Origin of the sequence: Enterococcus phoeniculicola ATCC BAA-412 (assembly GCF_000407505.1) — a bacterium.
In the GTDB taxonomy this organism is placed as follows: domain Bacteria; phylum Bacillota; class Bacilli; order Lactobacillales; family Enterococcaceae; genus Enterococcus_K; species Enterococcus_K phoeniculicola.
On the sequence record NZ_ASWE01000002.1, the window covers coordinates 574,940 to 590,590 of the forward strand.

A 15,651-nucleotide genomic window follows, 5' to 3' on the forward strand; every position below is an offset into this window, starting at 1 on the left:
TAAGTGGAGAAGCAGAGTCTGAGGAGTTACTGCTTTTCCGTGATTTATTAAGAGTTTAGGACATCTGAAAATAACTGACCAGTTGTATTTCGGACGTGTACATCTTAATCTCAGGGAAAAATAAGGTAACTCCTGACCTGTTGCTTTTCTGATATTTTTAAATCGCTTGTGTTGAGAATGCTCGGGATTCAAGTACTCGCAAAATGGCGTCTGCTGTATCCAATGAGGTGAATAATGGTACGCCATGCTCAACCGCTTCTCGACGAATAGTGTAGCCGTCTTTTGATGAATGACTTCTGTCTTTGTCCATTGTATTAACCACTACTTGGGCTTCCCCACTGCGAATTAAATCAACGACATCTGTTTTTTCGGTTGACTCAGAAATTTTAGCGACAGTTTTCACATCCAACCCATGCTCTTTGAAATAAGCGGCAGTCCCCTTTGTTGCCAAAAGGCTATAACCAACTTCATAAAAGCGTTTTGCTAGATGAAGTGCTTCTTCTTTTGTTTCATCTGCAATAGTAAACAATACTGCACCATAGCTTGGTAAATGCAATCCTGATGCTTCAAAGGCCTTATATAATGCTTTTTCTAGACTGACATCGGAGCCCATCACTTCGCCTGTTGACTTCATTTCTGGGCCTAAGTACGTATCTACTTTTTGAAGTTTTGTAAATGAGAAGACGGGTGCTTTAATGTGTACTTGCTGGCTTTCCGGATATAATCCGTTTTTATAGCCCATTTCTTTTAGAGACTCACCAAGAATCGCCTTCGTTGCTACTTGAGCCATTGGAATGCCAGTAATTTTACTTAAAAATGGGACGGTTCTACTTGCTCGTGGATTGACCTCAATGACATAGACTTTTTCTTCATGAATGACAAATTGAATGTTCATCATCCCGATACAATTTAATCCTAACGCAAGTTTTTCGGTATATTCGGCAATAGTTGCTTGAATTTCCTTAGATAAGGTTTGTGGAGGATATACCGCCATTGAGTCTCCCGAGTGAACTCCGGCACGTTCAATATGCTCCATAATTCCAGGAATCAAGACTGTTTCACCATCACAAATGGCATCGACTTCACATTCTCGACCCAACAAGTAGCTATCAACTAATACTGGGTGCTCTGGAGAAGCTTTCACGGCATGAACCATGTAATCTTCCAAATCTTGCTGGTTTTCCACGATTTCCATCGCTCGTCCACCAAGTACATAGCTAGGTCGAACAAGAACTGGATAGCCAATTTTATTGGCTACAGCTACAGCTTCTTCTTTACTTGTTGCTGTGTCACCAGGAGGCTGAGGAATTTCTAACTCATTTAAGGCTTGTTCAAATAAGTCTCTATTTTCCGCACGATCAAGATCTTCAATACTCGTTCCTAAAATTTTGACTCCCTGTTTGACAAGTGGCTCCGCTAAATTAATCGCTGTTTGTCCACCAAATTGAACGATTACCCCTACTGGTTGTTCAAGAGCAATAACATTCATGACATCTTCTAAAGTTAGCGGCTCAAAGTATAATTTATCAGAGATAGAGAAATCTGTAGAAACTGTTTCAGGATTACTGTTCATAATAATCGCTTCATATCCAGCTGCTTGAATGGCTTTGACAGAGTGAACCGTTGCATAGTCAAATTCAACCCCCTGACCAATTCGGATAGGACCCGAACCAAGAACTAAAACCGATTCTTTTTCAGAGCGAATACTTTCATTTTCAAACTCATAGGTACTGTAGAAATAAGGAGTTTGAGACTCAAATTCAGCTGCACAGGTGTCCACCATTTTATAGACTGGCAATAGGTTATTGGCTTTTCTAAAGGCAGTTACTGAAGCTTCCGTAGTTTGCCATAAATCGGCTATTTTTTTATCTGTAAAGCCATTTTGTTTGGCCTCTCTTAAGGAATCCAACTCATTTGGCGTATCTTCTAACGCCGATTCTAATTCAATAATATGAAGGAGCTTATCTAAGAAGAACAAATCAATTTTTGTTAAGTCGCTTAATTCGGTAATTGGATAGCCTCGGCGAATCGCTTCTGCTAGATAGAATAATCGATCGTCTTGTGCTTTGACAATTTTCTCCATTAAAACATCATCTTCTACTTGCTGGAATTCATCAATTTCAATATGATAGCTGCCAATTTCTAAGGAGCGAACGGCTTTTAATAAGGATTCCTCAATGTTTCTTCCTATCGCCATTACTTCACCAGTTGCTTTCATTTGTGTACCTAGGCGACGTTCCCCTTTTTCAAACTTATCAAACGGCCAGCGAGGAATTTTTGCCACTACATAATCTAAAGCAGGCTCAAATTCTGCATAGGTAGTTCCAGTAACTGGGTTTTTCATTTCATCTAATGTTAAGCCCACTGCGATTTTTGCAGCTAATTTTGCAATGGGATACCCTGTTGCCTTACTTGCCAATGCAGAAGAACGAGATACTCGAGGATTCACTTCAATCACATAATAATTAAAGCTATGCGGGTCTAATGCGAGCTGAACATTACAGCCCCCTTCAATTTTCAATGCACGAATAATGGCTAACGATGCATCGCGAAGAAGTTGATATTCGTGATCGGATAAGGTTTGACTTGGGGCAAATACGATAGAATCGCCTGTATGGATGCCCACAGGATCAAAATTTTCCATGTTACAAACAACGATTGCATTATCAGCAGAATCACGCATGACTTCATATTCAATTTCTTTGTATCCTGCAATACTTCGTTCAATCAAACATTGAGTCACTGGAGAAAGCTTCAAGCCGTTTTCTGCTATTTGGCGTAACTCCTCCTCGTTATCACACATACCGCCACCTGTTCCGCCAAGAGTAAAGGCAGGACGAACAATTACTGGAAAGCCAATTTTCGCAGCGAAGGCAAGGGCTTCATCAACAGTTGTGACAATTTCTGACTCAGGAATGGGCTGATTTAAATCTTCCATTAACTGTTTAAAGAGATCACGATCTTCTGCTTGGTCGATTGCAGAGAGCTTTGTGCCTAAAAGTTCAATCTCAAGCTCGTCTAAAATACCAGACTCAGCAAGTTCCATCGCCATGTTTAATCCTGTTTGACCGCCAAGTGTGGGTAATAGTGCATCTGGTTTTTCTTTTCGTAAAATTCGAGAAACAAACTCCAAAGTAATGGGTTCGATGTAAACTTTATCAGCAATTTCTTTATCCGTCATGATTGTAGCAGGATTTGAGTTAACCAGTACTACTTCATAGCCTTCTTCTCTTAGCGCAAGACATGCTTGTGTTCCAGCATAATCAAATTCTGCAGCTTGTCCAATAATGATTGGTCCAGAACCAATCACCATAATTTTCTTTATATCTGTACGTTTTGGCATCTTATAATTGCTCCTTCCAGGCATCCATCATTTCCATAAATTCATCAAATAAGTGAATCGCATCATGAGGTCCAGGTGCTGCATCTGGGTGAAACTGGACACTAAACGCAGGATAGCGACGATGACGAATCCCTTCAACAGTTCCGTCGTTGACTTCTGTATGGGTAATCATTAGTTTTTCTGGATCAATTGTTTTTTCATTGACTGCAAAGCCATGATTTTGAGAAGTAAAATCAATTCTTCCTGTTGCAATTTCTCGTACGGGATGGTTTAATCCGCGATGACCAAATTTCATTTTGTACGTATCCGCATCATTTGCTAAGGCAAACAATTGATGACCAAGGCAGATACCAAAAATGGGGACTTTTCCTTGAATTTCTTTTATCATTTGGATGGCCTCGGGCACATCTTTTGGATCTCCTGGTCCATTGGTTAACATGACTCCATCTGGACATAAGTCAAGAATGGTTTGTGCAGGTGTGTTGTAAGGCATAACCGTTAAGTTACAGTGACGCTTTGATAATTCTCGTAAAATGCTGTGTTTCAACCCGAAGTCAATCACCACGACATTGCGTCCAGTGCCAGGGCTTGGATAGGGTTTTGTAGTGGACACTTGTGCAACTTGATTTGTTGGAAGTACGGTTGCTTTTAGTTGGTCAAAAATGTGTGTAAACTCATCTCCTGCATCAACAATACTTGCTTTCATTGTTCCAACCTCACGAATTTTCCGTGTTAGTGCACGTGTATCCACCCCTGAAATTCCCGGAATTCCTTTGCGTTTTAAGAATTCATCTAAAGTCATTTGCTTTCGCCAGTTACTTGCCAGACGAGCATGCTCTTTTACAACAACCCCTTTACAGGTTGGCGCGATTGATTCGTAATCATCCCGATTGACGCCATAATTTCCTACCATCGGATAAGTAAATGTGATAATTTGACCATTGAAACTTTGGTCTGTTATGGTTTCTTGATAACCAGTCATACTTGTTGTAAAGACGATTTCTCCAAAAACATTGGCTTCCGCGCCAAAAGCTTTGCCTTCAAAGACTGTTCCGTCTTCTAATATCAATAGTCGTTTCATTTACTTTTCCTCCTTCTTCCAGACAATTTTTCCGTCTACAAGTGTGTATAGTGTTTCTCCGAAGATGTTCCATCCAACAAATGGCGTGTTCACACCCAAGGATTCAAATTCTTTTTCATCAATGACCGTTTCGTTACGAATATCAAAGATAGCAATATCTGCAGCCTGTCCTACGCGTAAAGTGCCAGCAGATAAATGGAACAGTTCAGCTGGTTTTGTCGACATCCAGTTAATGACTTGCTCTAAGGTGAAAATTCCCGGTTTCACCAAATGTGTATACACTAGTTGAAAAGCTGTTTCACTTCCGACAATTCCGAAAGGTGCTTGTAAAAAACTTTGATTTTTTTCTTCTAAACCATGAGGAGCATGGTCAGTTGCAATACAATCAATTGATCCATCTAACAATCCTTCAATTAACGCATCTCTGTCTTCTTTTCCTCGTAATGGCGGATTCATCTTCCAAAAGCCATTATCCTCAGGAATATCCTCATCAATTAAAAGCAGGTGGTGAGGAGAAACCTCAGCTGTTACGTTGATGCCTGCCTTTTTTGCATCTCGTATGACACGGACACTTTCTTTTGTTGAAACATGGCAGACATGGTAATGAACCCCAGTTTCACCTGCTAATACAACGTCTCGGGCGATTTGTGAAGCTTCAGTTGAGCTGAGAATTCCCGGAAGACCTAGTTTTTTAGAAACCGCTCCTTCATGCATTACACCGCCAAACAGCAGAGATTCATCTTCTGTATGAGCGACTAAGGCCATTTTCTGCTTTGCTGCTTCTTTCATGGCTAAATACATAGTTCCCGCGGTTTGCACGCCTACGCCATCATTCGTAAAGGCGAATGCGCCTGCTTTTTTCAAAGCAGCTTGGTCTGTTAAAACCTCACTACGTAATTCTTCAGTAATAGGGGCATATTGAAGTACTTTAACGACTGCATCTTTTTTTATGATGTCATAAATAGCAGATAATTTTTCAGCAGTATCTGGCACAGGATTTAGATTTGGCATGGCGCAAACTGTTGTAAATCCACCATGCGCTGCTGCTAAACTCCCTGCTTTAATCGTTTCTTTATACGTAAATCCTGGTTCTCTTAAATGAACATGTACGTCTACAAGTCCTGGTGTAATTAATTGCTCTTTTGCATCAATGACTTCATCAAATGACAGAGAAGAAAAATCCGTTCCGATAGCTTTTATAATGCCCTCTTCAATCCAAATTTCTACAGGTGCTAATTGATTATCTTTTACAACCATTTGTCCGTTTTTAATACGTGTCTTCATTTTTTTCCTCCTATGCCTTTCCATTTAGAATCGCTTCTAGTATCGCCATTCTAGTAAATACACCGTTACTCATTTGTTCTACAATTCGTGATTGTAATCCTTCAACTAATGAATCAGCTAACTCAACATCACGATTAACAGGTGCGGGATGCATAATAATTGCCTTTTCTTTCAGCTGTTTTGCTCGATCAACTGTTAGTCCATACTCTTGGTGATAGCTCTCTTTTGAAAAGCTTTCTTTTCCGTCATGACGCTCATGCTGTACACGAAGCATCATCATCACATCGACCTTGTCCAACAATTCATCTAGAGGTAAATAGTGTCCATAAACTTCATACTCGTTGTCATACCATTCTGACGGTCCTGAAAAATAGACTTTGGCTCCTAGGCGCTTTAACATTTGCATGTTTGATTTTGCAACACGCGAGTGTGTAATATCACCAACTATGGCAACCTTTAAGTTTTCAAAGTACCCAAATTCTTCATAGATGGTCATTAGATCCAATAAACATTGGCTAGGGTGCTGACCACTTCCGTCTCCACCGTTTATAATTGAACACTGAATTGTTTTACTTTGAATCAATTCTTCATAGTAATGTTCTGCTCCGTGTCGAATGACTGCAATATCAACGCCCAAAGCAGACATAGTTAATACTGTATCGTATAATGTTTCTCCTTTTTGGACCGAGCTTGTACTTGCTTCAAACTCAATCACATCCAATCCTAACTTCTTTTCAGCTACTTCAAAGCTTTTATGTGTACGTGTGCTATTTTCAAAAAATAAATTTGTTGCAAAATATTGTCTTCTTTGAGGCGTCCACTGGGCACCATTTTTAAATTCCTGCGCGCGTCGGATCAAGCCCATTACCTCTTGGTCGGTCAGTGCTTCAATGGTTAAAAGATGTTTTAAGCTGATTCTTTCTGATTGGATAATCATGAGTATTCCCCCTCTTAATTTTCTTCGCTACGTGAAGTTTCAGGCAAGATTAAGTTTAATAAAATCCCGAGTACTGTTGCTAAGGCCATCGCAGATAGTGTAAATGTTCCCACTTGGAAAATTAAACCACCAATGCCGATGACTAATATTACTGATACGATCAATAAGTTCTTTTTCTTATCAAAATCTACTTGGTTTTCAATGAGAATCTTTAATCCACTTGCAGCAATCACTCCGAATAATACGAAGCTGATTCCTGAGATGACTGGATTAGGAATACTTAAAATCAAGGCACTCAGTTTTCCCACAAATCCTAGGCAGATAGCAAGAACTCCTGCTCCTCCGATAACAAATACACTGTGAACACGTGTGATGGCAAGTACACCAATATTTTCTCCGTAGCTAGTTACAGGAGGTCCTCCGACAAACCCGGCAACAATCTGTGCCAGCCCATCGCCCATCAAGGTTTTGTGCAAGCCTGGGTTTTCAAAGAAATTTCGTTTGGTTAATTTGTTTAAGACCATTAAATGACCAAAATGCTCTGTCATGGTAACAAATGCAATGGGCGCCATTGTTGTAATTGCACCAAGGTATAACTTAGGTTCATATTGAATGAAAGGAACCTCAAAATTTGGTAAGGCAAACCAAGGAGCATTTTTAATTAGATCTACATCAACAATCCCAAAAAGTAAAGCGACAATATATCCGCTAATAATTCCTAGTAAAATGGGAAGGAGTCCTAAAAATCCTTTTAAGTACATATTGAAGAAAATGGTTAATCCTAAGGTGATTAAGGCGACAGCTACATATTTAAAATCATATACTTGATTGGCTGCATCACTATACATGGCATTGCTTGCTGCATTTGCTGCAAGCCCTAGTCCGATAACCATAACGACTGGTCCTACAACGATTGGCGGTAAAATTTTATCTAGCCAAGCAGAACCAATTTTTTTAATAATCAGAGCTACAACAAGATAAACAAGTCCAGTTGTCATCGCCCCTTGAGCAATTGCCGGATAGCCATCTGTCTTCATCAGCATCTTCATGGCTGCGATAAAGGCAAAACTACTTCCTAAATAGGCAGGAATCTTCCCTTTTGTGACGGTTAGATAAACGAGTGTTCCTAGTCCTGAACTGACTAATGCAATCCCTGGATCAATGCCCACCATGATAGGTACCAACACGGTTGCTCCAAACATGGTAAAGAGATGCTGTAAACTTAATCCCAACCATTGTGCAGGTTTTGGTACATCATGTATATCTAATACTGCATCTGGATTCTTAAATTCTGTTTTGTCTGACATAGTTACGCTCCTTTTGTAATCAAGATTCGATCTTGTCCATCTAATTCTTCCATTTCAACAATGATTTCCTCATTCATTGAAGTTGGGACATTTTTTCCAACATAATCAGCACGTATTGGCAATTCACGATGCCCTCTATCAACAAGAACTGCAAGAGAAATTTTCGTAGGACGACCAAAATCCATAATGGCATCCATTGCTGCACGAATGGTACGTCCTGTAAAGAGTACATCATCAACTAAAACAACTTCTTTTCCTTCAAGTGAGAATGGAATATCCGAAGAGTGAAGTTCTGGTTCATCTTGAGGCTCACTTTTTTGATCGTCTCTGTATAAGGTAATGTCAAGCTCCCCAACAGGAACGTCAATTTGCTCCAATTGTTTCAAACGTTCAGCAATTCTTTGAGCAATATAGATTCCTCTTGTTTTAATCCCAATCAGCACAATATCTTGTACCCCGCGATTTCTTTCAATGATTTCGTAGGTAATTCTTGTTAATGCTCGTTTCATCGTGATATTGTCTACAACTTCTTTTCCTTGCATGGCAATTCCCTCCAATTATTATTTGTGCAAAAAAAAACTCCTACCTGTGAAGGTAGGAGGATGGTTTCGGACTTTTGGGTATACACGTCTATAGAATAAGTCAAACTCTCAGCGCACTGAGTATTGAGCTTACTCGCTTCCTTCTTAGCCTCACGGGACTACTCTTAAAGGATTACTTATTTAATTTTCTCTAGAATTACTATACCGTTCTTACAAAGAAAAATCAATCACTTTCTCTTAAAGTTTCTAAAGTTTTTTTGAATAGTTCGGGAAGCGGTGCTTCAAAGGTCATTACTTCACCAGTTGTTGGATGGGTAAATCCAAGAAGCTTGGCATGAAGAAACTGTCCATTTCCCGGCAATGTTTTTTTAGGTCCATATAGAGGATCTCCTGCAACTGGAAATCCAATATACTGCATGTGTACACGAATTTGATGTGTGCGCCCTGTTTCTAACTGTAGTTCAACAAGTGTGAAGCCAGAAAAGCGTTCGAGTACGGTAAAATGTGTAACAGCAGGTTTGCCATCTTCTATCACTGCTTGTTTTTTTCTATTCACCTTTGAACGACCAATCGGCGCTTCAATGGTCCCTTTTTCGTGGGAAATTTCTCCATGGACTAGTGCAACATACTTTCTCAAGGATGTTTTATCTTTAAGCTGTTTTGCCAATGCTTCATGCGCATGATCGTTTTTGGCTATCATTAATAACCCAGACGTATCTTTATCAATTCGATGAACAATCCCAGGTCGAATTACATCATTAATGGTTGAAAGGTCTTTAATATGAAAAAGTAAAGCATTAACTAGCGTTCCATCCTTATGTCCAGCAGAAGGGTGAACAACCATTCCCTGAGGCTTATTGATGACAGCAAGGTCTTCGTCCTGATAGACAATTTCAAGAGGAATATCTTCTGGAAGTAAGTCAAGTGTTTCAGGCTCAGGAATCGTAATGATTATTTTATCTTTTGCTTTTACTTTGTAATTTGCTTTCACAAGTTCTCCATTGACGGTTACTGATTGTTCCTTTAACCATTGTTGAATTTGTGAACGTGTATAGTTCGTTAATGCTTCGGTCAGTGCTTTATCGATTCGACCAGTTTGTTGTTGGATGATTACCTCAATTTGTTCCATTATTTCCCCTTTTCCTTCTCGTCTAAAATAATATAGATGAATATACAGATTACACCAATTACGAGCGACATATCAGCGACATTGAAAATTGGAAAATTTATAAAATCTGTTTGAAACATGTCTACAACATAGCCCAGACGAACACGATCAATAAAGTTTCCTAAAGCACCTGCTAATACGAGGCTAAGTCCTACTGTAAACCATTTGCTACCGTGCAGATTTTTAATTAAAAAATAAAGCACAGCAATCACTGCAATCACGGTAACGATTGTAAAAAACCACATCTTTCCTTCAAGCAGACTCCAAGCTGCACCTGTATTTCTAATGTAGGTCAAAGAAAAAATATTTGAAATAACTGATTGGCTTTCTCCTAATTCAAATGTTGAGACTGTCCAAATTTTTACCCATTGGTCAATCCCCACGATTACAGCACTTAACAATAAATATACAAAAATCACATGCGTCAATCCTTTTCTAAAGTATTATAAATATCTCTCGGTCGAATGATGCCTAATAAATTTCCATTTGGGTTTCCGTCTTTTGTTATCAACACGGCCTCTAATGTCGCTTTATCACGAAACAGAGCCTCTACCTCAAAGACATGCGTATCAGATGAGATGAATTGATAGTTGGTTTCTTTTCCACCTGAGACTAATAAATCCTTTGCTTTTAAGTTTTCTAGGTGAAGAGCGCCCTGTTGACTACGCTTTGCAAACCAGAAACCTAGTGCACGCAAAGTAATGAGGCCCTCGAATGTTCCTCTTCGATACAGCGGAAATTGCGAATAACGTTTTTCTGAGACGATACGCAAAATTTCAAGTAGAGGGACATCCCACTCAAAACCAGTCACTTTTTTTGAGAATTTAGGACAAACTTTCTCAGGTCTAGTTAGATCCTGCTCAATTTGTTTAATCCGCTGAACGGCCCATTCATTCGGTTCTGCAATAACAAAATCTTCTGAAATACGCTCATGGATGATGGCATTTCTCAATTGTGCCATCTGCAATAAATCTTCTTCATTTGCTCCCACCAGCAAGTCTTTTCGACGTGACAGTCTGCGGACCATCTCACTAAAGCCCATACTATTGGGATTATTCAGTTCCTCACGTAACCATTTTTCAATGCGGTTAAAACTATTCAAAAATTCTTCAGACGGTTTCACCATGAATATTCTCCTTAAGTAGATAAGCTTTTGAAGCCATATTTTTCAAGAAAAAGCCAAACAAGATAAGAATAATGAGCGTCAGCCAAAGACTTTTTAAGACTAACGGGAAGATAATCATACTAGCAAATAAGGCAAGATAAATCTGAATAAGCTGCGGATTCATCACAACTGTATAGCTTTTCATTGGACTTGGAGGAATGGAATAGACTGGACTTCTTAATAAAAATGAGAAACGTACCTGTACCGTTACAGAGTCAGAGTCATCAGGCAGCTCAATTTCTTTTGTCTGTTGATTTTGTATACTCATTCTTTTTTCTCCATTTATCCATACATCAATCGGGCTGGCTATTGCATAAAAGCCTGTTTGTCGAGTCAAGAAAAGTTTCATAAAAATGCACTCCTTATTATGCTTTAGTATAACGTAAAAAACAAGACGTATAAAGCTGATTGACTTTAGAAATTTAAGAAATCAGCAATCTTTGACTGGAGAATAAGAAAAAGCAGACAAATCATTTGTGAAAACGACTTGTCTACTTTATTCATCATTTAAAATAATCCTACTGCTGTCCCATCTTCTAAAACATCCATATTTAAAGCAGCAGGTTGTTTGGGTAAGCCTGGCATAGTCATCACATCTCCAGTAAGTGCTACGATAAATCCTGCTCCTATCTTAGGAACTAATTCTCGAATTGTGACAGTAAAATTAGATGGCGCGCCAAGTGCTTTAGGATCATCTGAGAGTGAATATTGTGTTTTTGCCATGCAGACAGGTAAACGATCCCAGCCATAATCTTCAAAAGTCTTCATTTGGTTGATTGCTTTTTGACTAAACGATACTCCTGCTCCGCCATAGATTTTTGTGACAATAGTCTCGATTTTTTCTTCGAGTGACGCACCAACTGGATAAATAGAGTGATAGTTGGTTGTCTCATTTTCAATAACCGAAGCCACTGTTTTGGCAAGAGCTGTTCCGCCATCGGCCCCATGTTCCCAGACACTTGCTGACTCAACAATGACTCCCTGTTTTTTGCAGAGTGCTTCTAGTTGAGTAATTTCTTGTTTGGTATCGGAAATAAATTCATTGATAGCTACAACGACTGGAATTCCGTAGCTTTGCATATTTTCAATATGTTTTTTCAAATTACTGAATCCGTGGGTCAAAGCTTCTATATTTTCTTCGTTTAGCTGCTCTTTTTTTACACCGCCATGCATTTTTAATGCACGAATTGTTGCAACAATAACGATGACATCAGGAGATTTCTTTAAATTAGGTACTTTGATATCTAAAAATTTCTCAGCACCTAGGTCTGCACCAAACCCAGCTTCTGTCACGACATAATCACCTAATTTTAAAGCTGTTTTTGTTGCTAATACACTATTGCAGCCATGGGCGATATTGGCAAAAGGTCCGCCATGGACAAATGCAGGCGTTCCATAAATTGTTTGAACAAGATTTGGTTTGATCGCATCTTTTAATATAAGCGCAAGTGCCCCTTCTACTTGTAAATCACCTACAGTAATGGGTGTTTTTTCAAATGTATAGGCAACCACAATATTAGAAAGGCGTGTTTTTAAGTCCTCTATGTTCGTTGCCAAACATAATATCGCCATAATCTCACTGGCAACAGTGATATCAAATCCATCTTGTCTAGGCATGCCTTGAAGAGGACCACCTAATCCCACCACGACTTGTCGTAACGCACGATCATTTAAATCAACCACGCGTTTCCAAATGATTCGGCGAGGATCGATTGCTAATTCGTTTCCTTGTTGAATATGATTGTCTAGTAAGGCAGAGAGCGCATTATTTGCAGTGGTTATGGCATGCATATCTCCTGTAAAATGTAAATTGATATCTTCCATAGGCAGTACTTGTGCATATCCACCTCCTGTTGCCCCCCCTTTTATCCCCATGACAGGCCCCAGTGATGGTTCACGTAATGCGATGACTGTTTTTTTACCAATTTTATTTAAAGCGTCCCCTAAACCAATCGTAATGGTAGATTTGCCTTCTCCTGCAGGTGTAGGGTTAATAGAAGTAACTAGAATTAAATGACCGTCTTCTTTCTCTGCTGCTTTTTGAATAGTGGGAAAGTCAATTTTTGCTTTATAATTTCCATATAATTCTAAATCATTTTCTTTCAAGCCTATTTTTTCAGCAATTTCTTTTATGGGTGTAAGGTTCACTGATTGAGAAATTTCTATATCTGTTTTCATGATGCCCTCCAAATTACGAACTTTTTTATTATATTTCTATTATTTCGTTAAGAATATACTTATTATACTTGTTTTTTGAAAGAAAATCACTAGATAAGCGAGTAAATTAAAATAAATTTGACGTGTTTCTATTTCATGATTATAATTAGGCTAGTTTCATAAGTAATCAGAAAGGTCGTGAGTGATTTGGCCAAAGGAATCGTGAAATGGTTTGATAGTAAAAAGGGATATGGATTTATCCTGTACAATGAAGTGGAAGAAATTTTTGTTCACTTTACTGCTATTGAAGAGGAAGGTTTCAAGAACTTGGAAGAAAATCAGGCGGTGGAATTCGAGGTTGTCGAAGGAAACAGAGGAACCCAAGCCGCTCATGTCCGAAAAGTAACAGGATGATTTATGAGAACTTTTAGTGAATTGATTCAGTAATTTATTTAGATAGACGAGATTGGGACAGAAGTGTTCAGCTTATTTTTGAAGCCTTCAACTCTAGCATATTACATGCATAGAAGTTGTTGAGGTCGTTTATTAAGATTTTACGAAGGTGGGGCATAACTTAATCAGTTATGTCCCACCTCCTTTTTTTCTTTAAAAGAAGTACATAGGTACAAGCATTAGAAATTTTTTTGGTAAGCGGATTAGAACAAAACTTCTAACAATACTACAAAAAAGTCCGAAACATAACTTGTTTAGTTACATTTCGGACACTATAACGCATAAAGGTTGGAAATACAGGCAACGATTATCTCAAGTGCATGTATTTATTTAGGAACAACAATCGAAAGATGACTAGGTAAGAGTTTCACTGTTACAGGAAGCTCAATCCCCTTATCTCCATCAAGATTAGACGGATAGTTTTCTTTACCTTCGATTCGTATTTCTGTTCCAACAAAGCTCACCGTCTCTTCATTTTCCTCAACATTATTTCCAAGTAGGTTTGGTAGAAGTTTGAGGGAATTCACAAGACTTAAATCTTTTAAGATTAATCCGTGGAATACGCCATCATCTGCTTTCGCTTCAGGAAACCAATTAGTTAAGCCAGCCATATACTGGGTTAGTCCAATCATTAAAATATTCGCTTCGCCAGACCATTCAAAATGATCGGAGTGAAGGGTAAGCTGAATTTTTTCGTTTTTAAAATATTCCTTTACCCCTTCTTTTGCATAGGCTAAGGGACCAAGTTTACTTTTTTCTTCTATTGGTACCTCGTGGACAGCTGTAGGAATCATTCCCAAGGCAAAACTATTGATGAAATATTCTGTACTAGCAAGCCCTACATCAATCTTACGCAAGTCAAACTCTTTTAACAGTTCAATCGCTTCTTCTGGTTTTAAAGGAATATCAAGTGCACGAGCTAAGTCATTTACAGTTCCCAGTGGAATAATTGCCAGTGCTGGACGTTTCTCTGCTGGAGCAAGTCCATTTACTACTTCATGAATCGTTCCATCTCCACCGACACTTACCACTAAATCAAAATTTTCTTTTATCGCTTCTTCGGCAAATTTTTTCGCATCACCTGCACCTTTTGTTTCTTTTAGCACACGTTCTTCATAGTGAACTACCAAAGCTTCATCAATTTGTTTCGGAAAATCAACTGCTTTTTCTTGTCCTGAGGAAGGATTTAAAATAATCATTGCTTTCATAGTATACGCCACCTTTTCAATCTTTTGATATTTTTAGAGACTCGTCATAGAAGAACTTTGCATTCATTTCTATAGACGTTAAATTTTTTATAAATTTTTCTTTTGTCTTTACTTTCATGTTAAAGAGAACTGGTTTTGGAAGGCGTTTAGACTTAAGTTCAATTCCTTTTGGACCTTCTCTCACCCATTCAATTTCATCATAAGGAATTTTTGTTACTTTCCAAAAGGCTGCATAGCGAATTTCCAGTTGATGTTTATTAATAAATAAAGAGCGTCGCCAGCCAAGATAAACAAAGCATAAAAAAACAACTAGAACTGTATTGCTAGCCCAATAAGGACGAGTGTGCTCTAAGGAAAGAATTAAGCTGAAAAAGAAAATCATCATCGTGCCAGACCAGTAAATCATAGCCGTTGACAATTCAGGTTGCCAATGATAATACGTACGTTTCATAGATGTATCCTCTCTATCTTAATAAACCTATTTCTTAGTGTTATACTTATCTTAACACATTTTTTTTTATTAAGAAAAGGAGAACGTATGATAAAAGTATTTATTGATGCGTCTACAAAAGGAAATCCGGGACCAAGTGGCGGTGGATTAATGATAACAAGTGAGAAGATGTACAAACAAGAATCGTTTGTTTTTTCAGAAATGACAAATCATCAAGCAGAATTTGAAATATTAATAACTGCGTTGGAATTTTTGCTTGCCCACCATCTTGAGCAAGAGACTACAATGATCTATTCCGATAGCAAGGTTGTAGTGCAAACGATTGATAAGGATTACACTACTAATGAACAGTTTTTCCCTTATCTATCGAAATTCCGACAATTGCAGGAGCACTTCCCTTTGCTTATCCTTCAATGGATTCCAGAAAGTAAGAATAAGGGTGCTGATAACCTTGCAAGACAAGGGCTGCAAAAGGCATTAAAAAAAAGAAAGAAAAAATGAAGGGGATATTTATCCCGGACTCATTCAAAGATAGCTGACTGTTTTTTTAAAATA

General features: G+C 38.5%; 15 protein-coding genes. 2 read left to right on the forward strand and 13 right to left on the reverse strand.

Annotation, left to right across the window (positions count from 1 at the left end; translation table 11 throughout):
• Window positions 1–157: 157 nt before the first annotated feature.
• From carB to I589_RS09470, 11 genes are all read right to left on the reverse strand, one after another.
• Complete coding sequence (gene carB, locus I589_RS09420) at window positions 158–3,343, reverse strand: carbamoyl-phosphate synthase large subunit (protein WP_010767676.1); 3,186 nt, start codon at window positions 3,341–3,343, stop codon at window positions 158–160.
• A 1-nt stretch (window position 3,344) separates the two neighbouring features.
• A complete protein-coding gene (locus tag I589_RS09425) occupies window positions 3,345–4,424 on the reverse strand; it encodes a carbamoyl phosphate synthase small subunit (protein WP_010767675.1) in 1,080 nt (359 codons plus the stop codon).
• Window positions 4,425–5,708: a dihydroorotase gene (locus I589_RS09430; RefSeq protein WP_010767674.1), complete on the reverse strand. Its 1,284-nt coding sequence runs from the start codon at window positions 5,706–5,708 to the stop codon at window positions 4,425–4,427.
• 10 nt (window positions 5,709–5,718) lie between these two features.
• Complete coding sequence (locus I589_RS09435; protein ID WP_010767673.1) at window positions 5,719–6,645, reverse strand: aspartate carbamoyltransferase catalytic subunit; 927 nt, start codon at window positions 6,643–6,645, stop codon at window positions 5,719–5,721.
• A 14-nt stretch (window positions 6,646–6,659) separates the two neighbouring features.
• Window positions 6,660–7,952 (reverse strand): solute carrier family 23 protein, encoded by a 1,293-nt coding sequence (locus tag I589_RS09440; protein WP_010767672.1) that lies wholly within the window; start codon window positions 7,950–7,952, stop codon window positions 6,660–6,662.
• 2 nt (window positions 7,953–7,954) lie between these two features.
• Window positions 7,955–8,494, reverse strand: a complete 540-nt coding sequence (gene pyrR, locus I589_RS09445) for a bifunctional pyr operon transcriptional regulator/uracil phosphoribosyltransferase PyrR (RefSeq protein WP_010767671.1) — start codon at window positions 8,492–8,494, stop codon at window positions 7,955–7,957.
• A 223-nt stretch (window positions 8,495–8,717) separates the two neighbouring features.
• The gene (locus I589_RS09450) at window positions 8,718–9,626 is read right to left on the reverse strand and encodes an RluA family pseudouridine synthase (RefSeq protein WP_174298980.1); all 909 of its coding nucleotides are present in this window, start codon (window positions 9,624–9,626) and stop codon (window positions 8,718–8,720) included.
• Window positions 9,623–10,081, reverse strand: a complete 459-nt coding sequence (gene lspA, locus I589_RS09455) for a signal peptidase II (protein ID WP_010767669.1) — start codon at window positions 10,079–10,081, stop codon at window positions 9,623–9,625. The genes I589_RS09450 and lspA overlap by 4 nt, the downstream gene beginning before the upstream one ends.
• Window positions 10,082–10,086: 5 nt before the next feature.
• Window positions 10,087–10,785 (reverse strand): CBS domain-containing protein, encoded by a 699-nt coding sequence (locus I589_RS09460; protein ID WP_139242886.1) that lies wholly within the window; start codon window positions 10,783–10,785, stop codon window positions 10,087–10,089.
• Window positions 10,772–11,176: a hypothetical protein gene (locus tag I589_RS09465; protein ID WP_010767667.1), complete on the reverse strand. Its 405-nt coding sequence runs from the start codon at window positions 11,174–11,176 to the stop codon at window positions 10,772–10,774. The genes I589_RS09460 and I589_RS09465 overlap by 14 nt, the downstream gene beginning before the upstream one ends.
• A gap of 158 nt (window positions 11,177–11,334) precedes the next feature.
• The gene (locus I589_RS09470; RefSeq protein WP_010767666.1) at window positions 11,335–13,005 is read right to left on the reverse strand and encodes a formate--tetrahydrofolate ligase; all 1,671 of its coding nucleotides are present in this window, start codon (window positions 13,003–13,005) and stop codon (window positions 11,335–11,337) included.
• Between the two features lie 186 nt (window positions 13,006–13,191).
• Between I589_RS09470 and I589_RS09475 the strand changes: the two genes are divergently transcribed.
• Window positions 13,192–13,398 (forward strand): cold-shock protein, encoded by a 207-nt coding sequence (locus I589_RS09475; protein ID WP_034684950.1) that lies wholly within the window; start codon window positions 13,192–13,194, stop codon window positions 13,396–13,398.
• Window positions 13,399–13,763: 365 nt separating this feature from the next.
• On the opposite strand, the gene I589_RS09480 is transcribed toward I589_RS09475, so the two are convergent.
• Window positions 13,764–14,645, reverse strand: coding sequence for a diacylglycerol/lipid kinase family protein (locus I589_RS09480; protein WP_010767665.1), 882 nt, complete (start codon window positions 14,643–14,645; stop codon window positions 13,764–13,766).
• A 16-nt stretch (window positions 14,646–14,661) separates the two neighbouring features.
• Entirely contained in the window at window positions 14,662–15,096 is a 435-nt protein-coding gene (locus I589_RS09485; RefSeq protein ID WP_010767664.1) for an EbsA family protein, read from the reverse strand.
• Between the two features lie 87 nt (window positions 15,097–15,183).
• Between I589_RS09485 and I589_RS09490 the strand changes: the two genes are divergently transcribed.
• Window positions 15,184–15,597, forward strand: a complete 414-nt coding sequence (locus I589_RS09490; protein ID WP_010767663.1) for a ribonuclease HI family protein — start codon at window positions 15,184–15,186, stop codon at window positions 15,595–15,597.
• The last annotated feature ends 54 nt before the right edge of the window (window positions 15,598–15,651 follow it).

Excerpts from the sequence above, each read along its gene's own strand:
- carB (WP_010767676.1), bottom strand. The coding sequence starts at position 3,343 with ATGCCAAAACGTACAGATATAAAGAAAATTATGGTGATTGGTTCTGGA.
- I589_RS09425 (WP_010767675.1), bottom strand. The coding sequence starts at position 4,424 with ATGAAACGACTATTGATATTAGAAGACGGAACAGTCTTTGAAGGCAAA.
- I589_RS09430 (WP_010767674.1), bottom strand. The coding sequence starts at position 5,708 with ATGAAGACACGTATTAAAAACGGACAAATGGTTGTAAAAGATAATCAA.
- I589_RS09435 (WP_010767673.1), bottom strand. The coding sequence starts at position 6,645 with ATGATTATCCAATCAGAAAGAATCAGCTTAAAACATCTTTTAACCATT.
- I589_RS09440 (WP_010767672.1), bottom strand. The coding sequence starts at position 7,952 with ATGTCAGACAAAACAGAATTTAAGAATCCAGATGCAGTATTAGATATA.
- pyrR (WP_010767671.1), bottom strand. The coding sequence starts at position 8,494 with ATGCAAGGAAAAGAAGTTGTAGACAATATCACGATGAAACGAGCATTA.
- I589_RS09465 (WP_010767667.1), bottom strand. The coding sequence starts at position 11,176 with ATGAAACTTTTCTTGACTCGACAAACAGGCTTTTATGCAATAGCCAGC.
- I589_RS09470 (WP_010767666.1), bottom strand. The coding sequence starts at position 13,005 with ATGAAAACAGATATAGAAATTTCTCAATCAGTGAACCTTACACCCATA.
- I589_RS09480 (WP_010767665.1), bottom strand. The coding sequence starts at position 14,645 with ATGAAAGCAATGATTATTTTAAATCCTTCCTCAGGACAAGAAAAAGCA.
- I589_RS09485 (WP_010767664.1), bottom strand. The coding sequence starts at position 15,096 with ATGAAACGTACGTATTATCATTGGCAACCTGAATTGTCAACGGCTATG.
- I589_RS09490 (WP_010767663.1), top strand. The coding sequence starts at position 15,184 with ATGATAAAAGTATTTATTGATGCGTCTACAAAAGGAAATCCGGGACCA.